This window comes from Antarcticibacterium arcticum (genome assembly GCF_007993795.1).
GTDB lineage: Bacteria > Bacteroidota > Bacteroidia > Flavobacteriales > Flavobacteriaceae > Gillisia > Gillisia arctica.
Genome location: NZ_CP042476.1, coordinates 1,006,109 through 1,031,923, shown reverse-complemented (window position 1 = coordinate 1,031,923; position 25,815 = coordinate 1,006,109). Strand labels below are relative to the sequence as shown.

Here is a 25,815-nt window from a genome sequence, read left to right as displayed (position 1 = left end):
CCTGCCAGAAAGTAGAGATTATACACACAAGCATTCCATTTTAATTAATTCATTTTAACTTTTTCCCTGAAACTTTATCTTTTATTTAAGATCGAAAAGGCTCTACTTCCTTCGGCTTCTGTGGCATATTTTCTAATTTAGAATGGCAAAAATTAATAATTCTAAATTTCTTTCTATGAAAATAGGATTTCACGCATCTCACGAACAATTCACCCCGCGACATTTACTGGAACTGGTACAACAAGCAGAAAAAGCAGGTTTCCAAAGCATATTATCGTCAGATCATTTTCATCCCTGGAGCAATAAGCAGGGGGAAAGCGGTTTTGCCTGGAGTTGGCTGGGGGCGGCAATGCACGCCACAAATCTAGAATTTGGAATTGTAAATGCTCCCGGCCAAAGGTACCACCCCGCAATTATTGCTCAGGCTGCAGCTACCCTGGACCAAATGTTTCCCGGGAGATTCTGGCTTTGCCAGGGCAGCGGGCAGGCCCTTAATGAAAATATTACCGGAGATAAATGGCCGTCTAAGGATATAAGAAATGCAAGATTAAAAGAATCTGTAGAAGTAATTAAGGAATTGTGGAAAGGGGATTATGTAACACACCACGGGATCATAGAAATTGAAAAGGCCAAACTATTTACACCTCCGGTAGAAACCATTCCTGTCTATGGCGCCGCTATAACTGCAAAAACCGCGAAATGGCTGGGCAGCTGGGCAGATGGGTTAATTACTGTTTCCAAACCTTTAAAGGAATTAAAAACAGTGGTGGAAGCTTTTAATGAGGGGGCGGTAAGGGAAAACCTATGATCCTTAAGGTGCAGGTATCCTATGGTAACAATGAAGAGGATGCCCTGGCTGGGGCCTGGCACCAATGGAAAAACAACATCTTCCCAAGTAAACTTTTGTCTGAAATTAATACTGCCGATCAATTTGATGATCTCGGTGAAAAGGTGAGAAAAGAGGACCTCCGGGAACATGTAATTATTGGTAGCAACCCTGAAATATTTATTTCCAATATTCGGGAATACGCCAGTCTTGGATTTGAAAAAATCATAATTCACAATGTGAATGAAGACCAGGAAAACTTTATTGATTTTTTTGGTAAAGAGGTATTGCCTCAGCTAAAACAAAAATAAAAGAGATGAGTAAGTATTGGTATAAAAATGCTATAATATATTGTCTGGATGTAGAAACTTTCAAAGATTCCAATGGAGACGGAGTGGGAGATTTTGAAGGTTTAAAAAATGCCCTTACCTATCTCTCTGGCCTGGGAGTAAATTGTATCTGGTTGCTGCCCATTTTTGATACACCCAACAGGGACAATGGTTATGATGTAAGGGATTATTATAAAATTGATCCCCGGCTGGGAGATCTTGGGCATTTTGCCCAACTGGTAGACGCAGCAGATGAATTGGGAATTAAAATTCTTATAGATCTCGCCGTAAACCATACCTCCCTGGAACATTTCTGGTTTCAGGAAGCACGAAAAGATAAAAACTCCAAATACAGGGATTTTTATATATGGGAGAATAAACGGCCGAAGGGTGATAATAATAATATGATGTCCCCTGATGGTAATGGATCAAACTGGAAATATGATAGAACGGCCAAAGCCTATTATTTTCATACATTTTTTCCACATCAGCCCGATTTAAATATTTCAAATCCCGCGGTTCAGAAAGAAATCTTCAGGATCATGCATTTCTGGTTGAAAATGGGGGTTTCCGGATTTCGTATAGACGCCGCACCCCATATGTTTACTGAAAAAGGTCAGGTTGATTTTGAGGAAGACCCGCACGAGATCTTTAGAAATTTTCGGGATTTTGTAGAAGTGCAAAGGAAAGAAGCTATTCTGCTTGCCGAAGTAGACCTTGCTCCCGAGAAATATTCCGATTTTCTTGGGGATGAAGACCAAATGCATATGCTTTTTAATTTTTATGTGAACAACTTTACCTTTCTGGCCCTGGCCAGGGAAGAAGCCACACCGCTGGCCACTGCTTTAAACGCTATGCCCCAGATTGACCCGAAAGAACAAATGGCTATTTTTTTAAGGAATCACGATGAACTAAACCTTGACAAACTCTCTGAAGAAGAAAAAAAAGAGGTGTTTAGTAAATTTGCTCCAGATGAGAATATGCAAATTTTCGACAGGGGAATCAGGCGAAGACTGGCTTCTATGTTAAACAACGATAGAAAAAAAATGGAACTTGCCTACAGTCTGTTATTTACCCTCCCCGGAACCCCGGTTTTAAGGTATGGGCAGGAAATAGGAATGGGTGAGGACCTCTCTCTGGAAGGTCGCACCAGTGTACGTACTACCATGCAATGGTCCAACAGTAAAAACGGCGGATTTTCTACCGCGCCTAAAAATAAACTCATAAGAAATTCAATTTCCTCCGGAGAGTACAGTTATAAAAAAGTAAACGTAAATGACCAACATCTGGATCCAGATTCTTTTCTTAACTGGATGAGTCGTACCATACATTTTCGCAGGGAATACCGGGAATTCGGATGGGGAAATTATGAGGTTTTGGATACGGGTGATAAAAGAGTTCTGGGCCATAAAACTGAATCGGAAAAAGGCATTGGGATAGCACTCCATAATTTTTCATCCAAAGAGGTAACTATAAAGCTTAAGCTGGATGACACAAAAGATATAATAGATGTTTATGGAAATAAAAGATATGAAGCTTTTGACACCAAAAGTCAGGAATTGAAGCTGGATCCATATGGGTTTCGCTGGTTACACAAAAAATCAAAATATTTATAATCCAGGAAAGAGTTTATTAAATGAAAAATAATAAATATACATGGTGGCAAACCGGAGTTTTATACCAGATCTATCCAAGATCTTATAAGGATAGTAATGCCGATGGGATAGGAGATCTCCCGGGGATTATTGAAAAACTGGATTACATAACAAACCTGGGGATTAAAGGAGTGTGGATCTCTCCATTTTATAGCTCTCCCATGGCAGATTTTGGTTATGATGTAAGTGATTATACAGGAATCCATCCCATGTTTGGAACAATGGACGACTTTGACCAATTGCTTAGTGAGGTTCATAAAAGAGAACTTAAACTTATACTAGATTTTGTGCCAAATCACTCTTCAGAGGCACATCCCTGGTTTCAGGAATCCCGAAGTTCACGGGATAATCCCAAACGGAACTGGTATATATGGAAAGATCCCGCGCAAGATGGTGGCCCTCCCAATAATTGGGGGAGTGCCTTTGGGGGGAGTGGCTGGGAATACGATGAACAAACAGGCCAGTATTATTATCACGCGTTTTTAAAAGAACAACCAGATCTCAACTGGAGAAATCCGGAAGTTCAGAAAGAAATGCTGAATGTAATGAGATTCTGGCTGAACAAAGGGGTAGATGGTTTTCGGGTAGATGTAATGTGGCATATGATCAAAGATGAATTATTTAGAAATAATCCGCCAAATCCCGATTATACCGAAGAAAAATCTCCTTATGATAAATTGTTACAGGTCTATAATACAGATCAGTTTGAGGTGCATGACATCGTAAAAATGATGCGGCAGGTTATGGAAGAATATGATGAGCGTGTAATGATTGGGGAAATATACCTGCCAATAGACAGGCTTGTTGCTTATTATGGGCAGGATAATGAGGGGGCGCATTTACCTTTTAATTTTCAATTGGTGATGACTCCCTGGGATGCAAGGAAAATAGAAGCAGCTGTAAATAAATATGAAGGAGCTTTACCGCCAGATGGCTGGCCAAACTGGGTTTTGGGAAACCACGATAATTCGCGAATTGCTACCAGGGTAGGTTTAGATCAGGTAAAGAATGCAGCAATATTACTTCTCACGCTGAGGGGAACCCCCACAATTTATTATGGGGAGGAATTGGGAATGACAGATGTGGAAATTCCTGCAACCAAAGTTCAGGATCCACAGGAAAAAAATATTCCCGGAAAGGGTCTTGGCCGTGATCCTGAAAGAACCCCTATGCAGTGGGATACTTCTAAAAATGGAGGATTTAGTGAAGGCGAACCATGGTTGCCATTAATGGAAAATCATTCTGAATGGAATGTTGAACGCCAGCAGCAGCAACCTGAAAGCATTCTTAATTTCTATAAGCGGCTTATTGCTTTGAGAAACCAGGAAGAAGCCCTTCAAATCGGAAATTATATACCTGTTATGGCAAGCGGAAATATGCTCTCCTATATGAGAGAAGGGAGGAATAAAAAGTTTCTTATCGCATTAAATCTTGGAGAAGGTACAGAGAAGTGCAATCCTGCAATAAAGGACTGGAGTGGGAAGGTTGTTGTATCCACCCACCCCGAATTGGAAGAACGAGAATTTTCCAATAACATTTACCTCGGGGCAAATCAGGGGATTGTTATAGAAATTAAATAAGCTGATAAAACTAAAATATAGCAATATGAAAACATACGGAAAGAAGACCTGGATAATTGCTGAAGGTTATATTCCATCCTACGGGAATGGACCGGAACCTGAATTTACCAGTCATGAAACAGCGTGTATACTTAATACTTCCAGCAGTAAGGCAGAGATTGAAATAACTCTGTTTTTCACCGACAAAGACCCCGTGGGCCCATATAAAGTAATTGTAGATGCCCAGCGAACTAAGCATTTAAGGTTCAATGATCTCAGGAATCCAGAGCCCGTACCCTTAGATACAGATTATGCCTGTGTGATAGAATCGAATGTTCCCATAGTTGTACAACATACAAGGCTGGATTCCAGGCAGGCAGAGAATGCGCTCCTTACCACCATTGCATATTTCGAATAATGGCTATTCTAACAGGCCTCTTGGTTATAGCAATTTCTTAATTCCTGCTTACATGTGATTCCCACTAGGGCACAAGAGAAACTTTCATAGTTTTGAATCCTCAATAATTATGAAACAATGAGCTAGTTCAACTATTTCAGCCAGAATTTATCTTCCCAATCATCGGGATTGGGTGTAACCAGATCATTTTCTTTTTTTTCTACGCCGGCAAGGACCTCTTCCGTAGAATTCTGTTGGATCTCGTTAAATAAAACCCGTTCTTCAAACCTTATATGTGCTTCCAGTAATTGCTCAATCTCCTTTAATACTGTAACAGGAGCCTCCTCGCTTTGAAAAAGCGCTGTGAGGTCACGGTGCTCCATAAGGGCTTGTTTTATAAGAGGATGGTGTTGATCTAATAAGCTAAATACTTCCTCTTCTTCAAATTCAAAATGCGGAACCAATTGAGCTGCATAAAAAAAACGGCAATAATCCCGTATTCGCACGGGGTCAATCTCTTTTTTTAAACCTTCCCTAATTTTCCAGCAAAGCAGTAAACCATGGTGATGATCGCGGCTAAGGTGTTTGAGAGATTCGTGTCTTTTAATAGGAGAGGGCATAGGCATAATTTTAATTCAATTTAATAACCAGATACAAACATACGGGCATAAGGTAAGCTTTATAATGACCTGGATCATAACCTGAAGATATCTGCAAAATATTTTTATTCAGGATGTGAGGTGAAAAAAAATTCCCGAAAATTTCATTTCGGGAATTTTTAAAACTTATACCTCCTTCACCACAAAAAATCCATCATTGCCCTGGGCTTGATATAAAGGCATAAAAATATGCGCATTCCATTCACTCCTAACTTCCTCTCCATTCTGGTGAGCGAGGAGCTGTCCTTTTTCAATTTTCTGAAAATTCTCAAATCCCTGTTCCATCTTAAACTCATCGCTATCTTCCAGGCCGTGGCGGTGTATGATCTCAAATGTTTTTTGTTCTGGGGCATTCTCCTTTACAAATTTATCGACACACCCGGGATAGCAGGAAATTTTAGAAAGATCTAAATTACAGGCTTCTTTTAATGCCAGCCAGATCACCCCTTCGTGATTTTCTATTGAGGCTTTATCCTCATGCTGGCCCGCTTCAAAAACAAACCCTGTTAAACCTGTACGGCTTAAGTAATGGTCTATACAACCATACACAAGATCACTAAACCCCCTGATTATATAAGTGGGAAATTTATGCGCCCACCTGTCATTGTCATTTACTTCCTGCACCGAGATAAAAGGAACGGTAGCCGCAGAGGTAGTATGGCAATCAAGGAAATACCTTTTTGTAAAATCTTTTTCGGGATATTGTTCAAGGATCTCAATGATCTCAAACATTTCCTTTTTTTCCTGGGTATCCGTTTTTCCGCTATCTACATTCTCTTTGGTCCAGGTCCTGTTTAGGTCCTGATCAATAAACCGCTTATTGAGGTTCAAAGCCTTTTTATTTCCGGCCACTCCTATGATGGTTCCTTCAATCTGCGGCCGGGATTTTTCCAGCTCGGTAAAAACTTTTTGCAGAGCTATTACCCCACTGGGTTCATTCCCGTGAACCCCTCCGGTTACAAAGAGAAGGGGGCCTTTTTTATTACTTGTATATGTTCCTATGATCCTGGGAGTGTCTTGTGTTACTTCCTGTTCCATGTTGCTTTTTTTATTATTATTCCATTGTGGCAAGCTCCCTGTTTGAAATCTTATCGCCATAATTCTTTTTATATTCCAGTTTTCGCTCAATTGCCTTTACCACAACATCAGAAAAATCGGGCAGGCCTACTACAGGGAAACTGTCCATTCCCCCCGGGCTTAAAACGTTTATCTCGATCAATTTGTCCTTTACTATATCAAGGCCTACAAAGAAAAGTCCGTCCCTTATGAGCTTGGGAGCAACAATATCAACGATCTTTCTCATATCATCTGTATATTCGCTAAACTCTGTTGTAGCCCCTTGTGAGATATTACTTCTAAATTCTCCCTCGCCACTTACTCTTCTTATAACTCCAAATTTTCCGTCTTTTTCCATCACCCTTCCATTCATAAGCAATACCCTCACATCACCGTCTTTTACAGCAGGCAGGAATTCCTGGGCAATAATATAACCCTGTGCGGCAAGGTTTTCAATGATCTGGTTCAGGTTTTTCTCATTTTTGTCAATTAGATATACCCCACGGCCTCCAGAACCTTCCAGGGGCTTTAAAACCATTTTCTTTTTATGGTTTTCAAAGAATTCAAGGATGTCTTCCTTGCTTCGGGAAATAAGGGATGCAGGTTTAATACTGCTGGGCAATTCCTCAAAGTATAGTTTATCTATAAAAGCGTCAGACAGGCCGTAAGCGTCATTCAACACAAGAACACCTTCTTTTTGCACCATTCTTCCGAAAGCTACCCCGGAGTGTTCAGCCCAATTCCTACCTTCAGCTTCTTCCGTAGGATTGTTCCTTATAAAAAGAACATCCAGTTCTTTAACTAAAATCTTTTGTTTTTTAGCCTTTTCACTGTGCAGGACATCAATAAAATCCCGGGCGGTTTTAGGGCTTGCATTTTTAGGCAATGAAGTTGCAATCACTGCAAGCTCCTGGTCATTGGTAAAACTAAAGTCTCCAACACCCATGGCGTAAACTTCGTGATTTCTTTTTCGGGCTTCATGCATAATGAAGGCAGTGGTTCCGCTTTTTTCGGATTCTACACTGTTAACTACAAAACAAATTTTCATGTGGTGGTTATCATTTGAGAAAGGGGTAATCCCTCCCTGATTAAATTAATTTTCTCTGTAACATTCTCTGTAAGAAGATAACTTGGCCGCAAGGCTCCAGGTTTAAGGATGCGGCGGTCTGTCAACTCTTTTATTATTTTTGTGTGTTTTATTCCAAACTTTCCGGATAGAAGGGATTCATAATCGCCTCCTTCCATTAAATATTTTCTAAGATCAACAAGGCCTTTCAGGTAAATTATGTCTTTTAAAAATCCGCCGCCCTGAAGCATTCTGGAGGTGATGTTAAACGATCGAAATGCTGAAAATCCATAGTCTTTTACCAATAAATGGAAGATTTCCTTAAAATCGGCACCTTCCATTAGGGCATCACCGGCAACCACCCGGCCGGCCAAAGTACGTAACCGGTTAGGCGTAAGGCCGTCTACAAGGTATTCTGCCATTACGGCAAGGCCTTCCTGCAAAGGATCATAATCTGCAAGCCCGCTTTTCATTTGTTGTAAAGGTTGCCTGCTGCCATTGTGGTAAGTTAACACGTGGGTTCCCACTTCATGTTGGATAAGTGCGAGAGATTCCTTCCGGTTCATTTTATAATCCTCGGGAATAAACAGCTCCCCCTGTGAAACCATCATGATGTTTACATCATTCCTAATGTGCACCCTGCTTTTAAAATTTTCATCCTGTTCCCTGAAATAATCAAATTCTTTCCTCGCGAGGGCACTAAACCCTTTGGAATCAATTAAGTCCTGTGGACCGTTATTTTGAACTTCATCAACCTTTGTTAATAAAGCCTGGGCTTCTTCACAAAGGTTTCTTTCAACCCCTTTATAAAGGCGTATGCTGTTGTAAAAGAAATTTTTGGTGCCCCGCTCATTAAGCATGGTGATCTGTTGGTCAAGCTCCTCCCTTTTTTCCCTGAACAGGTAGGACATGGCAGGATCATCTACCTCTTCGATCTTTAGGTTAAAAAGTTCCCTTTTAAGAACATCTGGGTCTATAGGTAGCAGGCGGTAATGATAATCCAGTAATTTTTCATAATTACTTTCAAAAAAGGTTTGTTTAATTTCCTTGATATTCGCTGGGGAAACCAGCCATAAAAACTGGTAGCTGCTTTCAATTTCTGCCAGTTTTTTATCTATTTCAAACACTTTTTCCTTTAAATATTTTGTGCCAAGCGCATTATAACTTGGGATCTCAAACGAGGACTGAACCCGTATGAAATCATAGACAAACTTATGAATGGCAGGTATTAAATAATCCCGGAATCCCCGGAAGAATACTGGATATAGGGCTCCGGTTTCATCCCTGAACACAGGGGGAATTTCAAGACTTACTATCACACTCCCAGATAGTTTTGCGCGTTCAACCTCCATAAGAGGTAACTCACCTTCCGGATGCCGCTTGTGGGTATTCTTTATCTGGGCCTGTAAATAGAGCCCGGAATAAACATTATTTAAACTTTCCAATTCCTTTTTAAAAACGGCTAGGGAAGAGGATAATTTATCCTCGGGCCCTTTTATTACAAAAGCGTTGCTCTGTGGTTCCCCGGAATATATTTCCAGGATCATATATGTATTAAAGTGTGCTGAAAGAATATTGCTAACCTCGAACAGCAGGTCTTTGTAAAGGTCAAAATCTTTATTCCCAATTATCAGGTAAGAGGCCTCACTTTTTGCGATCCTTAAGAGTCCAGGATCATTTTCTTTTTTTCTGTAAACTACCAGGTAAGGAATGTCTTTTTCAATATGTAGCATTCCGCCACCGGGAATTGATACGGTAACCTCGTGTTTATCTTTTAGACTTGTTAATATTTGCTTAATTGATTTATCAGTAAATGTTGATATATCCAGCATGAAGTTTTATTTTATAAATTATAAGATCCGAAATCCTTTGGTAAACCCCTTCATTTGTGGAGTTTTATAATTTTTAAACGAATCGGTAAATAGTAAATTTAGAAATAAATAAAGGGTTGGGGGAACGAATAACTCACTTTAGGTAATTTTTATGATACCTTATTTTAAGAAGGGGAAGGTGGTATTCTTATTTTGTGATTTTAAAAATAACTTCGGTTCCTATTGGGTAGATTGCCTTTATACTAAAAATTAAATTTTAATTGTAATTAATATAAAAGTTTGGGTTATTCTTGCAATTGCGGGAGATGAATTTTCTAACCCGTACAAAAGCCTTTTAACATCAAAGCTAAATCAAATATGAGCAAGACAAAAATTACAGTAAACAATAACGGATCTCTTATAATAGCGGGAGATTTTGAAATAGTAGATAAAGAAGGTAATGCGTATGACCTTGGCGGCCGGGAAGCAGTTACCCTTTGCCGATGCGGACTATCAAAAAACAAACCCTTTTGCGATGGGTCTCACAGAGGGCATTTTGAACATGATGCCGTGGCATTTGCACTTCCTCCTAAGAAATAAAAATTCTAAACCCGGAGTTTAAACTCCGGGTTTTTATTAATGGATGAAAACATATAATAGGATAAGGAAGCGCCACTTATTAAATATCATTCATACCTAAATGAAACTTTGAAAACTGTTCCCTTGCCAACCTCACTTTCAACCTTAATTTCGCCTCCCAGGGCCTCAATTTGATTTTTGGTGATGAACAGGCCAATTCCTTTTGCATCCTCGTGAGAATGAAATGTTTTATACATTCCAAAAAGATTTTTCCCGTGCTTGTTCAGGTCTATTCCCACACCATTATCCTCGATAGTTAATTCAATAAATTTGTTTGTTTTAACGGCCACAAACTTTAGAAAAGGAGTGCGTTCTTCTGAACGATATTTGATAGCATTTGTGGCAAAATTAAGAACGATGCTTTCCAAATAAGCAGGTACTGCTAATACTTCAAAATTTTCGGGGATTTCGATATATACCTGGAGTCCAGATCTTTGTATGATTGCTCTAATAGAATCTAAAGCGTGGTCTACAGCATTATGTAAATTTTGAGGTTGCAGGTTTTCTGAAATAGAAGTATTAATCTTAGCAACTTCATTGAGATGGGCCACGGTTTCCTTTAAATTCTCTGAAGCTTTTAAAAGCATTTCTACTATCTCATTGTCTTTTAAATCTGGATATTCTTCCCTGAAAATTTCGAGAAGCATTTCAAAATTCCCCGAATGTGATCGCAAGTTGTGTGAAACAATGTGAGCAAAATTCCTTAATCGTTGGTTATGGTCTGTAGCAATCTCCAAAACCGCCGTTATTTCTTTTTCAGCAGCTTTCAGCGCAGAAATATCTGTACCCACACATAGATATCCTATAGGTTCGCCATTCTCTTCAATAGAAGAAATCGTTAATTGAACCGGTAACACTTCACCATTTTTACAATGATATATCCATTCCCGGGTATCTGGGGTTGAATTCAAAGTTAAATATTTAAAAACTTCTTCTTCTTTAAACCGCTTGCCGGTTGTTTCCTTAAGTTGTTTGGTTATTTCAGAAGTTTCTTTTTCAAAATGAAGATCTGCAAATGTTTTTTTACCAATTACCTCTTTTTTTGTATAACCCAATAAATTTTCAGCGCCCGTATTGAATGTGGTAATTACCCCATTAACATCCAGGCCTATTATACTAACCCGTGTGCTGGCGGCAAGGATGTTTTCAAGTTTTGAAAGGGTTACCTTCAATTCTTTTTCTGTCTCTTTTAAAGCAGAGATATCAGTTATCTGGGCTATAAGTTCCAGAGGTTGATCGTGGTTGTTTTTCACCACCGAGACAGATAACATGGAAAATACACTATTCCCATTTTTGTGAATAAATCGTTTTTCTTTTTGCAAACTTGACCACTCACCACTTAGTAGTTTTCCTAAGTCATTAATATCTCCTGCTTTATCGTGTGGATGGGTAACATCTAAAAAATGTAATTTTTTTAATTCTTCTTCAGTGTAACCTATCATATTACATAAACTATCGTTTACTTCAGTGAAAATTCCCATGGGATTGGCTATGGCCATTCCATTCACAGCATTTTCAAAAGAACCTCTGAAGGTTTCCTCGCTAATTTTTAATTTTTTTTCTGCTTTTTTCCTTTTACTAATGTCATAGAGGGCTACAACTGCCCCTGTTAATTTATTTTCCTCATCATATATTCGGGAGCCATTACAAGTAATAAATCTTGGTTTTCCCTTTTCTGGTTTAATATACATGTCCGGTTTTGAAATGGTTCCCCGGGTGAGTAATTCAACTAAGGGAATATCCTCGGTTTTAAATAAAGTGGTTCCATCTGGTTCATAAAGGCTGTAATATTCTGCCCATTCTTCCCTTGGAATTTCCTTTGGAGGCAATCCATGCCATCTACGTGCAGCCTTATTAAATAAGGTTAATTGCCCTAAATTATTACATGAAATTATCCCAACATCTATTGTTTCTAAAACTGTTTCCAGAAGCTTTTCCTTTTCAAATAATTTATGAGGATTATTTTCAATTTGAGAAAAGTCAAAAGTTTTTTTAACCGCAAATAAGAGAACCAAAGGTTCGTTGGTTTTACTGTCAATTTTCAGGCATTTGGTTTCCATTCTAACAGTAAAACCTTTTTGATGAATAAAATTTATTATTTCTGAATCATTCTCCGAAAAATGATCTCTGTCAAAATAAGAATTTAAAACTTCAAGATCATCTGCAACTACCGTGTTTTCGAATTGTAGCAGCTCGTGTGCATGAGGATAGCCTAAGGAGTGCAAAAATCTTTTATTGGGGAAGAGTTGGTGGGGAGAAGATAAATCAACTATAAATGTCCCGTGAATACCAAACTCCTGTGTAAAGTTAAAAGCATCACTGTTTTTTTGAATTAAAGTAAATAGGTTGTTTTTACGAGAATAAGAAATCATAGGGTTAATTTTATGTGGAACCAGATTCCATTAATACTTTTAACAGGATCACTTTTAATTTCTCTTTTGGCAAAAAAGAATATAATGAATTTTGAAATATTTAAAAAATTCTTTGAAAATTAATACAGCAACTTTTCGTTTTCCACTTTACTTTTTATTTATTTCCAATTTGCTGATTAAGCAATAATCGACAAAAGTATTTATTTAATCGATAAAATACCTATTAGTAAGCGGATTATTCTTAATATTTTCTTAATTATTAAGTTCTTCTTTCCGGAATTTCCGAAGCAACTATTCCTTTAATTCCATATTTAATATATTTATAATCTTATTTCCCCTGTTTTTGAAAAGCATTCGGTACCAAAAAAATTAATTTTCATACTTATGGGTTAGATTTAAAAATTTTGAAATTCTATTTATATATCCACCATTGTACCCCAAATTTCAAGCAATATGAAAATTCTTATAGTAGATGATAATAAAATAAATGTGATGATTGTGCGTAGGTATTTGGAAAAATGGGGTTATAACTTCCAAATTGCCGGCAATGGCAAAGAAGCCCTGGAAATGATCCAGGCAGAAAAATTTGATATAATCCTTATGGATTTAAACATGCCTGTTATGGATGGCCTTGAAGCTACTTATGAAATAAGAAAACTTCCGGGGTGTGAATTTAAACAACTGCCTATAATTGGATTTACTTCTTCAACCGAAAAAATTTTAGAAGAAAAAATGTATGATGCTGGATTTACTGATATATTACAAAAACCATTTTTGCCTGAAGATCTTCATGAAAAAATTGGATCGAAGAAAGGTTGAGCCCATTTAAATTTCCACAAGTAAGTATTTACCCTAATTTTTGATTTTATTTAATCATTTAAAAATAAGTGTTTTTCATTTTTATTTAAAATCCTTTTATTAAATGCTTTAAGAACCTCCTTAATTACATTTAATAAACATGAATTCCTATTCATTAAATTACGGGTTAATTTATCAATGTCGATTACGGATTTATGATTAATAGAATGAAAGGCAGGTTCATGATTCTTTATCTTTTTCAATGGTTGTTCAAAAATAATTATAAGGTTGGCAAATAGGGCATTTTTTTTATAGCTCTCGAATATTCCCTCTACAATTTCTTTTTCCCCTTCTAACACCTTGAAAATGTTTCCTTGGGAATAGATTAAAAATCCGTTTACGCCCTTAATTTTATTTTTATAAGATATTGCTTTTAAAATTACATCAACCTCACTACTTGGAATTGCATATGGTGTTGAACAAACAAAACTTAATGTATAAATCATCTGATGAAATTTATAGGTATACAATATAATCCTACTAAGATGCATAATGAATTTATTTAACAATTACTTGGTTTTCAATGTTAAAAAGATATTAATTCAATGCAGATCTTGTTAATAAAATATTTTTAAATGGGATTTGATAATAATCTGAAAAATATTCCATGTTTATACCGGCAGATTAATAATATTGAGACTTGAGCAGATAGAATTTTGTAAAATATTTTCCCTTAGAAGATAGTTTGTAAATTTTCTCCAAGCCTGTAAACAATGATTGAATGCCCGGCGGGGAACGGGGGATATTAGAACTGCAATAGCAGAAACAAATTTGTATTGAGAAAAGAGGTGGAGAGTTGTGATCACCGGCTGGCGCCGTTGCGATTTTTAATTTGGCTTCACCCCATGAAGCTTTGCTTCGGGTTTCACCCTTAAAGTCAGGATTGCATATCCTGGAACGATGCAGTTTTGCAAATACAAATCACCGGCTGGCGCCGTTGCGATTTTTTATTTGGCTTCACCCCATGAAGCTTCGCTTCGGGTGGCGCTTTTTAGTCAGGATTGCATATCCTGGAACGATGCAGTTTTGCAAATACAAATCACCGGCTGGCGCCGCTGCGATTTTTTATTTGGCTTCACCCCATGAAGCTTTGCTTCGGTTTTCACACTTAAAGTCAGGATAGCATATCCTGGAACGATGCAGTTTTGCAAATACAAATCACCGGCTATCGCCGCTGCGATTTTTTATTTGGCGTCAACCCATAAAGCTTCGCTTCGGGTTGCGCCAAATAAAAAATCACGCCCTTTCAGGCGTGATTTGTGCTTGGTGTGATCGCGTCAGGATTCGAACCTGAGACCGCCTGCTTAGAAGGCAGGTGCTCTATCCAGCTGAGCTACGCGACCAATTTCGCGGTGCAAATATAAGTTTCTTTATATTTAAAACAAGGTTTTTTTTCTGCAAAATGGTAATTAATTTCCTTCACCGCCCTAAACTCTTACTATTCAGTTTAATTGCCTTTTAAAATAAAAAAAAAAATTTCCTTCTTCTGCCTAATGAAGGGAACGGGATAAGAATCTTCCTATCTGCCTTCCATAAAATCATATATCAATTTGGAAACCCGGGACAGCGTTTGGGTGCCACTTTTCATGTTTTCCATATTTTTTTGCATAAGTTGGTTTTTAAAGTAGGAATTGATCGGGATTATTTAATTCGCCGTTTAATATAGAATCTGTATCTATTACCGGAAGTATAAAATCCTTAAGCCCGGTTCCAGCTACGCGCTGTAATAGAATTCCCCGGGAAGTAGAGTAGGTGACAGCCGCAATATAGTTGCCCAGCTCACTTTCAAGAACTATACGATCCCCTTTATGTTCCAGTGTAAAATTGGCAAGATTTCCAATTCTTATGATATAAACTATTCTGAAAACCGCCTGTGCCTCTTCTTCATTGCCTCCTTCGCTTTCGGTGACTACTTCAATCCGGAGATCGGCCTTTAAAAGATCTTCCGTAGGTTCCATATTAACTTCCATATCTACATGAAATCCATGGTATTGGATAGCTTCAACGTTGAACTCCGGCGGGCTGCTTATTTGTTCCTGTATTATATTGTAGCCCAGGATCTTTATTTGTTCAGGGTCAAAATTTTTATTCTGCATAATGTTCACAAAGTTTAAAGACTGCCCAGGGCGATCTCGATCATTTTCGAAAATGACTGTTCCCGGTCTGCAGATGATAAATGTTCTCCCGTTACCAGGGAATCTGAGATAGTAAGTATAGATAGTGCATTTACATCATGTTTGGCTGCAATGGTATATAGGCCTGCCGTTTCCATTTCAACACACAGAACGCCAAAATCTGCCCATTTTTTATAGGCTTCAGGATCATCTTCGTAAAACTCGTCTGAGGATAAAACGTTCCCCGCTTTTACAGGTATGCTATGCTCTCTGGCATAGAGCGCGGCTTTCATAAATAGATCAAAATTTGCAGTTGGAGAATAATCGGCATTCACAAAGCGCGAATTATTAATTCCTGAAGTGGAAGAAGCTGCCATGGCTATTATCACATCCCGCAAAACTATATTCTCTTTATAAGAACCTGCCGACCCTACCCTAATAAGGTTTTTTACCCCGTAATTATTTATTAGCTCGTGACAATAGATAAGGGTAGAAGGGATCCCCATTCCTGTTCCCTGCACAGAGACTTTTTTGCCTTTATAAGTTCCGGTATAACCCAGCATTCCCCGTACGTTATTATAACAAACAGGATTTTCAAAAAAAGTTTCGGCGATCCATTTGGCACGTAGCGGGTCTCCCGGCAATAAAATAGATTCTGCAATTTCTCCCTTTTTAGCCTGTATATGTGTACTCATTAATTGGTTTCTTTAATGGTGACCAGATCAATTCCTGCAGAAGTTCCCAGCCTGCTTACACCCAGTTCAATATATTCCAGTGCTGTAGTCTTATCCTTTATCCCTCCGGAAGCTTTGATGTGCATTTTGTTCCCAACCACTTCTTTCATAAGTTTTACATCCTGAAGTGTGGCGCCACCGGTTCCAAAACCTGTAGAAGTTTTCACAAAATCTGCCCCCGCATTTAAAGCAGCTTTACAGGCAGCCCTTTTTTCATCATCGGTTAAATAACAGGTTTCGATGATTACCTTTAATACCGCGTTTCCAATGGTCTTTTTTATGGATGAAATTTCATCCTCTACTGCTTTAAAATGTTCTGCCTTTAGCAACCCCAGATTAATAACCATGTCAATTTCATCGGCGCCGTTATTGATGCAGTCTTTTGCTTCAGCAATTTTGGCTTCGGTACTCATAGCCCCAAGTGGAAAACCTATTACCGTAGCGACTTTAACACCAGAATCTTTAAGCATTGATTTGGCAAGGCCTACATAACATCCGTTCACACAAACGGCATAAAATTTATGTTCCTTAGCTTCTACGCATAGATTTTTTATATCCAGGGGAGTGGCCGTAGCCTTGAGCAGGGTATGGTCAATGTATTGGTTTAAATGCATAAATTACTTTTGTGGGGTAAATGATCTATTTTCAAAATAATGGGTCAAGCTACAAAAATATATAATTGTATAAAATCACTTTATGATATTGATCAGGTTAAAAATTAATTGGAGGTAACTTAAAGTTTTTTCTTGCATTGTAAACTCCATTTTATTCCCTCCGGGGTGAATTGTTAAAAATGAAATTCCTCTGAAAATTTTTTAGATTTCTATATTTTGATATTGAAAAATTTCTTATTTTAGTAATACAAAATTTGACGTTCTTTAGAATAAAGATATAAGATATTAATGCCATTTTTATACCGGGTCTTCCCGACTCACTTTTTAAAACAAAGTAGATTATTGGATGGCGCTTAATGTCTTAAAGAAACAGGAAGATCCCTGTGATTTTCCTGTTTCTTTCAACATAGGTTTACAGGTGTTACATCTGTTAAACTTTTGAGGAAAAGGAGAGTGCTTCAGAATTAGAATATATTTCATTTTTAGTAAAGAAATATAGACTTTGGAAAAGAGAATCCGGATCCTTACTGGAAACAGGTAAGCGCGGCTTACCTGTTTCTGTTTTTATATACCCCGTTCATTGTAAAATTTCTTCCTTTTAATTGATAAAGTGATGATGTTAATCATCTTTTAATTGTACATACTTCTTAAATTTATACTGGTATTCTCTTACGGAATTAATCATCAGAATGATAGCTTTCCCACATGCTTTAAGTACGGAAGAATTAATTTATCAACTGCAAAGTGATAGCGCTGAAGGTTTAAATAAAACTGAGGTTGATGAAAGATTGGGTCAATACGGGTTGAATTCCCTTAGCCGGAAAAAACCCAAAGGCATCCTGCGAATGTTCTTCGAGCAGTTTATAGATCCTATAATATTCCTTTTAACGGCCGCTATGATCCTGGCATTTGTTTTTGGAGAATGGATAGAAGGTTATGCGGTATTGGCTGTAATTCTGCTTACTGTATTAATTGGATTTTTTATGGAATGGCAGGCCAGAAAATCTGTAGATGCCCTGCAAAAAATGGCCCTAACTAAAGCAAGGGTATATCGCAACGGGACCCTGGAAATTATCCAAGCTCAGTTTCTTGTTCCGGGAGATATCATAAAATTGGAAACAGGAGATGTCGTGCCCGCAGATGCACGCTTGATAGAAGCACAGAGCCTGGGTGTAAAAGAATCAATTTTAACCGGCGAGAGCAACCAGATCAATAAAAGCGCAGAAATGCTTCCCAAAGAAACGTCCTTAACAGAACAATTTAATATGGTTTTCAACGGGACTTTTGTAAGCAGGGGAAATGCCAGGGCGATTGTTGTTACTACTGGAGACAAAACCAGTATTGGCCAAATTAGTACGCTTACTCAAACAGCACATAAAGGCAGGACACCGCTGGAGCATAAACTCAATAAATTAAGCCATTTGCTTATCTGGTTTACCCTTGCCCTGGCATTGTTAATAATTATTGCAGGATACCTGCAGGGCAAGGACCTTTCCTTAATGATAAAAACGGGAATAGCCCTGGCTGTAGCGGCAATTCCTGAAGGCCTCCCGGTTGTGGCCACTATTTCATTGGCAAGGGGAATGTTGCGACTGGCCCGTCAAAAAGTGATCATTAAAAAACTTGAATCTGTCCAAACGCTGGGCGAGACAGGCATTGTGTGTACAGATAAAACAGGTACACTTACCGAAAATACAATGGCGGTTCAAAAGGTCATGCTCCCGGAGAGGGTAGTTAATTTTGAAACGAAGCTTGAATTTTCTAAAGATGAATTATTCTCGCAAATAACAGCGGTAGCGGTTTTATGCAATAATGTTAAGAACGGAGAGGAAAATGCCGGTGGCGATACAATGGAGATCGCCTTGCTGGACATGGCCAGAAATACCGGTTATAATATTGAAGAGATTCGTACAAATGCTCCAAGAATTGTGGAAATCCCTTTTGATACTGAATTAAAACGAATGGCCACCCTGCATTCCATCAATGGGAAATATCTTGTTTGTGTCAAAGGAGCCATAGAAAGTATATTAGACCTCTGTGATACAGTTTTGACAGATACCGGAGTACATAACCTTACCGATAAATCCCGATGGTTATCACTGGTAGATCAACACGCGGCAGTTGGTTTGCGCTTACTGGCATTTGCAAACAGGGAACTGGAAGAGCGGCCCACCGGGGAGTTTCTAAATAATCTTACCCTGCTGGGTGTAATGGCCTTTCTGGATCCACCAAGAGAAGATGTGAAGGAAGCCATTAAAACATACCGGGCAGCGGGTATTAAAGTGGTTATGATTACGGGAGATCATCCAGCCACGGCAAAGAAAATAGGCGAGGAGATAGGCCTTTTAGATCCGGAAAATTCTGAAGGGCTGGTCATTCACAGCGGTTCTTTGCCCGATTTCGAAAAACTTACAACAGTAGATGAAAGTCGGCTTTTAAATGCAGTGGTCTTTGCACGCATGATACCCAAACAGAAACTGGATCTTATCACCTTTTACCAGGAACAAAATATTGTTGTGGGTATGCTGGGTGACGGGGTAAATGATGCGCCTGCGCTAAAGAAAGCCGATATTGGTATAGCTATGGGGATAAGAGGTACAGAAGCTGCCAAAGAGGTTGCAGATGTGATCCTAATGGATGATAAATTTACTTCTACCGAGCTGGCCATAAGGCAGGGCCGGAATATTTTTGAAAATGTGCGCCAGTTCGTGGTGTTTCTTATGTCCTGCAATCTTGCAGAAATAATTGCGGTTGCTGCCGCGTCCTTTTCCAGTCTTCCAATGCCTTTACTCCCTTTACAGATCCTGTTTTTGAATATGGTGACCGATATTTTCCCGGCTTTGGCCCTTGGCATGGGAAAAGGTAATAAGGATATCATGTCGCAACCCCCACGTGATCCGGATGAGCCTCTTATGACTAAATTATTATGGAAATCTACGGTTATCTATAGCATATCTATTACTGTTGCTGTAATAGGAATAACGCTGTATGCCTATTCGTATAAGAATTATTCTGCGGCAGTGGCAAATAATATGGCATTTTATACCCTTATTCTGGGCCAGCTTTTCAATGTATTCAATTTACCAAAAAGAAATACTTCGTTCTTGAAAAATGAAGTAACCGGGAATCCTTATATATGGTACGCCATACTTATTTCGTTACTCCTTGTGGTATTTGCTTACTTTATTCCGGTTGTAAATAATGTTCTTAATCTTGTCCCACTTGCGTTTGATGAATTTGCCGCTATCGCAGTTTTTTCTCTCTTATCCCTCTTTCTATCCCAGTTGGCTAAAAGAACAGGACTTACCATATAAACCAGTCTTATTTTTTATTTAAGAGACAATAAAAAAGGGGTTGAACAATTTCAACCCCTTTTCCGGAAAAAATCATGAAATCTTTACTTTCTTAGTTGGTTTCGTTGGTGCATTTTCCATTTTAGTAATATCGAGTTTCAAAACCCCATCTTTATATGAAGCTTTAACCTCCTTATCATCATCAATATTATCGGGTAAGGAAAGAGTGCGGGTAAAGGATTGAGAACTAAATTCCTTCCTAATATAAGAATCCTTTTTTTCTTCGCTTTCTTCTTCCCTGTTAGCAGAAATCGTTAGCATTCCATCATCCATGGTAACATCAAAATCCTCTTTTGTAAAGCCAGGAGCTGCCAATTCAATCTCAAATTTGTCTTTTTTCTCACTTATATTGATAGCCGGAAGATCCATGGCTTTTTCGAAATCTTTGTCAAACATCTTGTTCAAATTCATAAGGCCCATACGGGGATTAAAAAAGTCGGCAAAAAATGGATCTCTGGACATCAATGATCCACCAATTCGTGGTTTACTGCGTTTATTGGATTTTACGAGTGACATAATAAATAAATTTAAATTGTTAATAATCAGAATGATATAATGTTCCCTAAAGTAAAAATGCAGGTGAGAAAAAACAATGATATTTGTCAGCATAAAGCCGGGAAAATCCTTTTTATTTAACTTAAAACAGCAGCGGGTTAAAATAAATTATGGTGATTGCAGTATCTTTAGGAAGGCATTTAAATCGAGGAATATGAAGAAAAGCATAACATTGATCCCGGATGGGAGAGAGAAAAACAATGTTCGGTTTACCTCCGGCAATCTTAGAAACACTACGGGTATAATTCTTGCCGGCGATATTGGAGGTACCAAAATCAATCTTTCGTTATACCAATTGGAAAAGGGAATACTCAAGCCATTGCTGGAAAAAACTTATTTCACAAAAAAACATTCATCTTTTGAGTCGCTTCTAAAAACCTTTAGGGAAGAAAATACAGAATTACCTGCTATAGATTGTATTTGCCTGGGAGTTGCGGGCCCTGTAATAGAAGGGAGGGTTACAGGAACCAATTTTCCGTGGGAAATAAGTGAAACAGAATTGCAAAAGGCTACCGGCATTGCCCATATTTTCCTGATCAATGATATGGAGGCAAATGCCTACGGATTGGCCACGCTGGAAGAAAACGAACTAACTGAAATTAAATCAGGCCCAGGAATGGCCGGGAATAAAGCGCTCATCTCTCCCGGCACCGGCCTGGGCGAAGCGGGGATGTTCTGGGATGGAAAACTATATCAACCTTTCGCTACTGAAGGTGGACATTGCGATTTTAGCCCGAGGAATGAACTCGATATTGCTCTCTTTAAATATTTACAAAATCTCTATGGTCATGTGAGCTGGGAAAGGATAATTTCAGGGCCCGGGATACATACACTTTACCAATTCTTGCTCAATTTTAAACAAGAGAAGGAACCGGCCGGATTGCTTCAGGATTTTGAACAAATACCTCCGGCAGCTGTGATAAGTGATTGCGCAAAAACTGGAAGATTCCCCATTTGCAGGGAGGCAATGGAACTTTTCTTTAGATACCTGGCTATTGAAACATCCCAAATAGCGTTAAAATTTAAGGCGACCGGTGGCATTTATATAGGAGGGGGAATCCTTCCAAAAGTTCTTGAACTCCTGGACAGGAAAAAGTTTACAGAGGAATTTCTGCAGGTTGACAAGATGAATTCCCTGCTTGAGGAAATTCCCATTTATTTGATCACCAATAAAAATTCTCCCATGCACGGGGCCGCTTATTACGCGGTACTGAGGCTATTTGAAAGTAAAGAGTAGAACGGAATGAGATTCCAGAGCTTCTACAAGGTTAATTTTTGAAAATACATCCCTAAAACCCCTAAGTTCTTCATTAGTAAATTTAACGTTCACACCATGACCTTCTATAATGTGAGGAAGAATGGTCGTCGCTGGGATTGGCACTATGAAGGGTTTTTGAGCCATCCACCAGGCAATGCAAAGTGTGCGGGAGTAGCCTCTTTTTTTCTGGCCCAAGTTTTAATAAGATCAAGTTGGGCCCTATTTAATTCAACATTGCTTCAACTTTTGTAGGAATATGTTGCGATCTTCTCATTTATTTCTGAATCCATGAAATATTTTTTGAATGCGATATGAGTAAAAAGAGCCTGTTTTTTCTTACATTAAACTCTTTATCATTAATTTTTGAGCGAAATGAAAAAAGTGATTTTAAGTTTTGTTGGCCTTATTCTTTTAGGGGCTTGTAAAAATAAACAAACTGAACCAATACAGAATAATGCCATAGTTACAGAAAGTACCACACAACCGGAAGACGAAGGGGAGTGGCTCTATTTATCTGAGGGCGAAGCTGCCAGGGGTTGGAGGGCTTATAATGAAAAAGAAGGACTACCGGAAGGTTGGGTCATTGAGAATGGCATCATAAGTTCCCTTGGAAAAGGAGGTGATATTGGGGGAGATATTGTTTTTGGTAATGACAGTTTCGGCGAATTTGAACTATTATTGGAATGGAAGATCGCGAAGGGCGGTAACAGTGGGATCTTTTACCATGTTGTGGAAGGCGAAGAGTATGAAGCTCCCTACTTCACAGGGCCGGAGTATCAAATTCGCGATCATGATGCTAATAATGGAGATCCCCTGCATATCCTGGGAGCCGACTACGGGATGTATAAACCCACCTATGCCGAAGATGTTGTAGATAGATCTGGACAATGGAATTCGAGCAGGATCATATTCACAAACAAAAAAGTAACTTATTATTTAAATGGTCAAAAAACCGTTGAATTTGTTCCCTGGTCCAGTGACTGGAACCACCGGAAAGCCACAGGAAAATGGAAGGATTTTCCCGAATATGGAGAGGCAAAAACCGGATTGATAGGCCTGCAGGACCATGGAAGTGAAATTTATTTCAGAAACATCAGGATCAAAAAACTCTGATCATAATTATTAGCAATGTTTAACTAGTAATATTTTCTGGAGTGATTAACCTTAACCAATTTACTCTCTTTTGTGGTTATCACATAAAATGTTAAAAAATAAGAGTATTTAATTCATATTATCTTAAATTCAGTTTTCAGTATTACGACTATCCAGTTTAATTACCTTTAATATACCCAACTATATGAACAAATTAGACCGAAGAACTTTTATCTCCCGTACCGCAATTGCCGGTATAGGATTGAGTATTATTCCCTCTCACGTATTGGGAGGAACTGGGGTTACCACTCCCAACAATAAAATTAATGTGGCCTTGATAGGTGCCGGTACCCAGGCCATGAAAATGCTGCCGGAGTGGCTGGTACGAGATGAGCTTCAATTTACCAGTGTGTGCGATCCAAACCGTGAAAGTATGGATTATCCCTTATGGGGTTCACCCCAGGGGGAAACTCATGGGGCTGCAGGCGGAAGGGAAGTTGCAAAAAGGTTTATCAATGAATTCTATGCCAGGAAAACAGGAAAATCCTCTTATGACGCTGTCACAACCTATGCCGATTTTCGGGAGCTTCTTGAAAAAGAAAAGGATCTGGATGCCGTATTTATAATGACACCAGATCATCTCCATGCGACCATTGCTATGGCCGCAATTAAAAAGAACCTATTTATCGCTACCCATAAGCCAATATCCAATTTTATGAATGAGACCCGGTTAACCTGTGATGCAGCAAGGGAAAGTGGTCTCGCATCTCATTGTTTTGCATTTAAAAACCCAAAAGAGTTTTATGTAATGCAAAATCTTATTAACAGTGGTGCAATAGGTGAAATTAAGGAATTTCATCGCTGGACCAATCGTCCCATGTGGCCACAAGGCTCTCCTTATTTACCAGATCCCGCATCTGTTCCTGAAGGTTTTGACTGGCAATTGTGGTTAGGACCTTCAGTTGACCGACCTTATTCCCCCGCCTATACCCATACGGTTTTTAGAGGCTGGTACGAATTTGGGGCAGGCTGTATGGCCGATATGGGGTATTATGGTTTCTGGAAAGATTGGAGGATCCTAAATCTGGGAAAACCTGATAACGCAGAAGGAAACCATAGCAAGGTCTCCCAGGTTAAAGACTTTAGAAGTATGTGGGTAGAAAATAATGTAAGTTATCCTCATGCCGGTAATGCTAATTGGGAGATCCCTGTCCAGGGAGAAAATAGAACCATGGATGTATATTGGTATGAGGGTGGTATAAGGCCCAGAACACCTAAATATTTAGTCAAAACCGGCAAGAAAATTGGGGGCGACGGGGTAATGTTCATAGGAGAGAACGGAAGTATTATTTCCGGGTATGCCTATGAAGAGCCTTTGCTTTTTGACGCCAGGGGGAATCTTCAAAAAACACCGGAATTTAGTCTCCAAGGAGCCGACCTACGAGATGAAAATACTGAAATGATTGACGCCTTTTTAGGAAAAAAATCCTCCAGGGGTAGTATAGAATCTGTCCAGAATGTAGCTGAAACTATTTGCCTTGGCAATCTTGCCATTCGTATGGGCGATCGCCTGGAATGGGATATAGATAATATGAAAGTAACCAACAATGAGAAAGCTAATCAATATGTTTCCCGTAACTATAGACCGGGTTGGGAACTATAATCCATAACTTGATTTAAAATGAAAAAAATGAAAAAATTTCCAATTTTAATATTTCTTCTGGGTGCATTTATTTTTTCACATCCTTTAAAGGCTCAGAATACCTCAATATATGCCCAGGAAGGTTATGTGAGCCTGTTCAATGGGAAAGATCTAAGTGGGTGGAAAATTCCTGATGGTGATGGTGGTCACTGGAGCGTAATAGACGGGGTAATAGATTACGACGCCCGTTCAGAAGCGAAAGGAGATAAAAGCCTTTGGAGTGAGAAAGAGTATAAAGATTTTAAACTGCATGTTGAATGGAGATTTAAAGGTTATGGCGATCACTTATTTCCCCTGCCCACTATATTGCCGACTGGAGAATATTTGCTTGATGAGAAAGGTAATATTATAGAACCCCTCGGACCAAATTCAGATTCGGGGATATTGCTGAAAGGAGCAGGGCAGGTACAAATGTGGTGCTGGTCTGTAGGTTCGGGCGAATTATGGACGGTAAGAAATGATAAATCCTTACCTGCTGAAGTGAGGGCGGCTGCAGTACCTTCTGAAAACGCAGATCAACCGGTAGGGCAATGGAATTCTTTTGATATCATATTGAAGGGAAAAAGAATCACGGTAATTCTTAATGGAATAACTGTAATAGACAATGCGTTGTATCCTTCAATGGAAGAAACCGGCCCTATTGGTTTACAACATCATGGGGGCATTCATAAAGAGACGGGTAAAATGACAGGGGCGTCAAGTCTGGTACAATTTCGCAATATCTGGATCAAGGAACTTTAATCTATTAGGTTAGATCTCTTTTATCCACATAATTCCAGAATAAGCTTTTTTCCATATTTCGGAAAGAGGCTTTTTTGTTTTGAATGACTTTCAGATTATTCTTGGTCGGTAATCGTAATTACAAATTTGCCAGAAAGGAACTAATTAAGTAAGTGAGGATTGCCTCCCTGTGGTCGGTGATCCGGAGTTGGGTGTGACTCCAAGGAAAGCCCCGGTAGGCTAACGCCTTCCGTCTTTTTTGTTTTTTAATGGGCTTGTGAGCAGGTTTAATGATATTAAGATTACCTCCCTACGGTCGGTGATCCTGAGAAGGGGATGACTCCAAGAAAAGCCCCGGCAGGCTATCGCCTTCCGTCTTTTTTTATTACCCATGCGCCTTGGAATCAAGGATAATGATAACAGGATTACCTCCCTGTGGTCGGTGA

At 38.8% G+C, this 25,815-nt stretch carries 22 protein-coding genes and 1 tRNA gene; 12 read left to right on the top strand and 11 right to left on the bottom strand.

Features of this window, described 5'->3' with window-relative positions; translation table 11 throughout:
* The first annotated feature begins 175 nt into the window (after positions 1-175).
* Genes FK178_RS04545 through FK178_RS04530 form a run of 5 tightly spaced genes read left to right on the top strand, consistent with a single transcriptional unit; the run spans position 176 to position 4,787 of the window.
* Positions 176-808 (top strand): LLM class flavin-dependent oxidoreductase, encoded by a 633-nt coding sequence (locus tag FK178_RS04545; protein ID WP_205677214.1) that lies wholly within the window; start codon positions 176-178, stop codon positions 806-808.
* Positions 805-1,137 carry a replication factor C small subunit gene (locus tag FK178_RS15545; RefSeq protein ID WP_205677213.1) on the top strand — a complete coding sequence of 111 codons (333 nt, stop codon included), beginning with the start codon at positions 805-807 and terminating at the stop codon, positions 1,135-1,137. The genes FK178_RS04545 and FK178_RS15545 overlap by 4 nt, the downstream gene beginning before the upstream one ends.
* A gap of 5 nt (positions 1,138-1,142) precedes the next feature.
* On the top strand, positions 1,143-2,771 hold the full coding sequence (locus FK178_RS04540) for an alpha-amylase family protein (RefSeq protein WP_146831429.1): 1,629 nt from the start codon (positions 1,143-1,145) through the stop codon (positions 2,769-2,771).
* A gap of 20 nt (positions 2,772-2,791) precedes the next feature.
* Positions 2,792-4,390, top strand: coding sequence for an alpha-amylase family glycosyl hydrolase (locus tag FK178_RS04535; protein ID WP_146831427.1), 1,599 nt, complete (start codon positions 2,792-2,794; stop codon positions 4,388-4,390).
* Between the two features lie 25 nt (positions 4,391-4,415).
* On the top strand, positions 4,416-4,787 hold the full coding sequence (locus FK178_RS04530) for a sensory rhodopsin transducer (RefSeq protein WP_146831425.1): 372 nt from the start codon (positions 4,416-4,418) through the stop codon (positions 4,785-4,787).
* Positions 4,788-4,918: 131 nt separating this feature from the next.
* Here FK178_RS04530 and FK178_RS04525 read toward each other — a convergent pair whose 3' ends face one another.
* The 4 genes from FK178_RS04525 to FK178_RS04510 form a co-directional block, all read right to left on the bottom strand.
* Positions 4,919-5,386, bottom strand: coding sequence for a hemerythrin domain-containing protein (locus FK178_RS04525; protein ID WP_205677212.1), 468 nt, complete (start codon positions 5,384-5,386; stop codon positions 4,919-4,921).
* Between the two features lie 165 nt (positions 5,387-5,551).
* On the bottom strand, positions 5,552-6,463 hold the full coding sequence (locus tag FK178_RS04520) for a succinylglutamate desuccinylase/aspartoacylase domain-containing protein (protein ID WP_146831423.1): 912 nt from the start codon (positions 6,461-6,463) through the stop codon (positions 5,552-5,554).
* A gap of 16 nt (positions 6,464-6,479) precedes the next feature.
* A complete protein-coding gene (locus FK178_RS04515; RefSeq protein WP_146831421.1) occupies positions 6,480-7,529 on the bottom strand; it encodes a glutathione synthetase in 1,050 nt (349 codons plus the stop codon).
* A complete protein-coding gene (locus FK178_RS04510; protein WP_146831412.1) occupies positions 7,526-9,379 on the bottom strand; it encodes a flavohemoglobin expression-modulating QEGLA motif protein in 1,854 nt (617 codons plus the stop codon). Before FK178_RS04510 ends, FK178_RS04515 begins: the two co-directional genes overlap by 4 nt.
* 357 nt (positions 9,380-9,736) lie before the next feature.
* Here FK178_RS04510 and FK178_RS04505 point away from each other — a divergent pair, with 357 nt between their 5' ends.
* Positions 9,737-9,958 (top strand): CDGSH iron-sulfur domain-containing protein, encoded by a 222-nt coding sequence (locus tag FK178_RS04505; RefSeq protein ID WP_146831411.1) that lies wholly within the window; start codon positions 9,737-9,739, stop codon positions 9,956-9,958.
* An 86-nt stretch (positions 9,959-10,044) separates the two neighbouring features.
* On the opposite strand, the gene FK178_RS04500 is transcribed toward FK178_RS04505, so the two are convergent.
* On the bottom strand, positions 10,045-12,369 hold the full coding sequence (locus FK178_RS04500; protein WP_146831409.1) for a PAS domain-containing sensor histidine kinase: 2,325 nt from the start codon (positions 12,367-12,369) through the stop codon (positions 10,045-10,047).
* Between the two features lie 453 nt (positions 12,370-12,822).
* Here FK178_RS04500 and FK178_RS04495 point away from each other — a divergent pair, with 453 nt between their 5' ends.
* Positions 12,823-13,188, top strand: a complete 366-nt coding sequence (locus FK178_RS04495) for a response regulator (RefSeq protein ID WP_146831407.1) — start codon at positions 12,823-12,825, stop codon at positions 13,186-13,188.
* A gap of 50 nt (positions 13,189-13,238) precedes the next feature.
* On the opposite strand, the gene FK178_RS04490 is transcribed toward FK178_RS04495, so the two are convergent.
* From FK178_RS04490 to deoC, 5 genes are all read right to left on the bottom strand, one after another.
* Positions 13,239-13,673: a BLUF domain-containing protein gene (locus tag FK178_RS04490; protein WP_168194558.1), complete on the bottom strand. Its 435-nt coding sequence runs from the start codon at positions 13,671-13,673 to the stop codon at positions 13,239-13,241.
* Positions 13,674-14,496: 823 nt separating this feature from the next.
* Positions 14,497-14,570: transfer RNA gene (locus FK178_RS04485), tRNA-Arg, on the bottom strand.
* Between the two features lie 276 nt (positions 14,571-14,846).
* Positions 14,847-15,323 carry a hypothetical protein gene (locus FK178_RS04480; protein ID WP_146831403.1) on the bottom strand — a complete coding sequence of 159 codons (477 nt, stop codon included), beginning with the start codon at positions 15,321-15,323 and terminating at the stop codon, positions 14,847-14,849.
* A 14-nt stretch (positions 15,324-15,337) separates the two neighbouring features.
* Positions 15,338-16,036, bottom strand: coding sequence for a purine-nucleoside phosphorylase (deoD, locus tag FK178_RS04475; protein WP_146831401.1), 699 nt, complete (start codon positions 16,034-16,036; stop codon positions 15,338-15,340).
* Positions 16,036-16,689: a deoxyribose-phosphate aldolase gene (gene deoC / locus FK178_RS04470; RefSeq protein WP_146831399.1), complete on the bottom strand. Its 654-nt coding sequence runs from the start codon at positions 16,687-16,689 to the stop codon at positions 16,036-16,038. Before deoC ends, deoD begins: the two co-directional genes overlap by 1 nt.
* Positions 16,690-17,378: 689 nt before the next feature.
* Here deoC and FK178_RS04465 point away from each other — a divergent pair.
* Entirely contained in the window at positions 17,379-20,003 is a 2,625-nt protein-coding gene (locus FK178_RS04465) for a cation-translocating P-type ATPase (RefSeq protein ID WP_146831397.1), read from the top strand.
* Between the two features lie 72 nt (positions 20,004-20,075).
* Here the strand turns inward: FK178_RS04465 and FK178_RS04460 are convergent, their stop codons facing one another.
* On the bottom strand, positions 20,076-20,558 hold the full coding sequence (locus FK178_RS04460) for an Hsp20/alpha crystallin family protein (RefSeq protein WP_146831395.1): 483 nt from the start codon (positions 20,556-20,558) through the stop codon (positions 20,076-20,078).
* A gap of 193 nt (positions 20,559-20,751) precedes the next feature.
* Here FK178_RS04460 and glk point away from each other — a divergent pair, with 193 nt between their 5' ends.
* From glk to FK178_RS04440, 4 genes are all read left to right on the top strand, one after another.
* The gene (glk, locus tag FK178_RS04455) at positions 20,752-21,834 is read left to right on the top strand and encodes a glucokinase (protein ID WP_146831393.1); all 1,083 of its coding nucleotides are present in this window, start codon (positions 20,752-20,754) and stop codon (positions 21,832-21,834) included.
* Positions 21,835-22,227: 393 nt separating this feature from the next.
* Positions 22,228-22,968, top strand: a complete 741-nt coding sequence (locus FK178_RS04450) for a 3-keto-disaccharide hydrolase (protein ID WP_146831391.1) — start codon at positions 22,228-22,230, stop codon at positions 22,966-22,968.
* Between the two features lie 184 nt (positions 22,969-23,152).
* Positions 23,153-24,610 carry a Gfo/Idh/MocA family oxidoreductase gene (locus FK178_RS04445; RefSeq protein ID WP_146831389.1) on the top strand — a complete coding sequence of 486 codons (1,458 nt, stop codon included), beginning with the start codon at positions 23,153-23,155 and terminating at the stop codon, positions 24,608-24,610.
* Positions 24,611-24,637: 27 nt separating this feature from the next.
* The gene (locus FK178_RS04440) at positions 24,638-25,390 is read left to right on the top strand and encodes a 3-keto-disaccharide hydrolase (protein WP_168194557.1); all 753 of its coding nucleotides are present in this window, start codon (positions 24,638-24,640) and stop codon (positions 25,388-25,390) included.
* The last annotated feature ends 425 nt before the right edge of the window (positions 25,391-25,815 follow it).

What these genes read in the sequence shown, in the direction of transcription:
- FK178_RS04510 (WP_146831412.1), bottom strand. Translation starts at nt 9,379, where the DNA reads ATGCTGGATATATCAACATTTACTGATAAATCAATTAAGCAAATATTA.
- deoD (WP_146831401.1), bottom strand. Translation starts at nt 16,036, where the DNA reads ATGAGTACACATATACAGGCTAAAAAGGGAGAAATTGCAGAATCTATT.
- FK178_RS04545 (WP_205677214.1), top strand. Translation starts at nt 176, where the DNA reads ATGAAAATAGGATTTCACGCATCTCACGAACAATTCACCCCGCGACAT.
- FK178_RS04530 (WP_146831425.1), top strand. Translation starts at nt 4,416, where the DNA reads ATGAAAACATACGGAAAGAAGACCTGGATAATTGCTGAAGGTTATATT.
- FK178_RS04540 (WP_146831429.1), top strand. Translation starts at nt 1,143, where the DNA reads ATGAGTAAGTATTGGTATAAAAATGCTATAATATATTGTCTGGATGTA.
- FK178_RS04490 (WP_168194558.1), bottom strand. Translation starts at nt 13,673, where the DNA reads ATGATTTATACATTAAGTTTTGTTTGTTCAACACCATATGCAATTCCA.
- FK178_RS04445 (WP_146831389.1), top strand. Translation starts at nt 23,153, where the DNA reads ATGAACAAATTAGACCGAAGAACTTTTATCTCCCGTACCGCAATTGCC.
- FK178_RS04535 (WP_146831427.1), top strand. Translation starts at nt 2,792, where the DNA reads ATGAAAAATAATAAATATACATGGTGGCAAACCGGAGTTTTATACCAG.
- FK178_RS04450 (WP_146831391.1), top strand. Translation starts at nt 22,228, where the DNA reads ATGAAAAAAGTGATTTTAAGTTTTGTTGGCCTTATTCTTTTAGGGGCT.
- FK178_RS04460 (WP_146831395.1), bottom strand. Translation starts at nt 20,558, where the DNA reads ATGTCACTCGTAAAATCCAATAAACGCAGTAAACCACGAATTGGTGGA.
- FK178_RS04495 (WP_146831407.1), top strand. Translation starts at nt 12,823, where the DNA reads ATGAAAATTCTTATAGTAGATGATAATAAAATAAATGTGATGATTGTG.
- glk (WP_146831393.1), top strand. Translation starts at nt 20,752, where the DNA reads ATGAAGAAAAGCATAACATTGATCCCGGATGGGAGAGAGAAAAACAAT.
- FK178_RS04515 (WP_146831421.1), bottom strand. Translation starts at nt 7,529, where the DNA reads ATGAAAATTTGTTTTGTAGTTAACAGTGTAGAATCCGAAAAAAGCGGA.
- deoC (WP_146831399.1), bottom strand. Translation starts at nt 16,689, where the DNA reads ATGCATTTAAACCAATACATTGACCATACCCTGCTCAAGGCTACGGCC.
- FK178_RS04520 (WP_146831423.1), bottom strand. Translation starts at nt 6,463, where the DNA reads ATGGAACAGGAAGTAACACAAGACACTCCCAGGATCATAGGAACATAT.
- FK178_RS04440 (WP_168194557.1), top strand. Translation starts at nt 24,638, where the DNA reads ATGAAAAAATTTCCAATTTTAATATTTCTTCTGGGTGCATTTATTTTT.
- FK178_RS15545 (WP_205677213.1), top strand. Translation starts at nt 805, where the DNA reads ATGATCCTTAAGGTGCAGGTATCCTATGGTAACAATGAAGAGGATGCC.
- FK178_RS04465 (WP_146831397.1), top strand. Translation starts at nt 17,379, where the DNA reads ATGATAGCTTTCCCACATGCTTTAAGTACGGAAGAATTAATTTATCAA.
- FK178_RS04525 (WP_205677212.1), bottom strand. Translation starts at nt 5,386, where the DNA reads ATGCCCTCTCCTATTAAAAGACACGAATCTCTCAAACACCTTAGCCGC.
- FK178_RS04505 (WP_146831411.1), top strand. Translation starts at nt 9,737, where the DNA reads ATGAGCAAGACAAAAATTACAGTAAACAATAACGGATCTCTTATAATA.
- FK178_RS04500 (WP_146831409.1), bottom strand. Translation starts at nt 12,369, where the DNA reads ATGATTTCTTATTCTCGTAAAAACAACCTATTTACTTTAATTCAAAAA.
- FK178_RS04480 (WP_146831403.1), bottom strand. Translation starts at nt 15,323, where the DNA reads ATGCAGAATAAAAATTTTGACCCTGAACAAATAAAGATCCTGGGCTAC.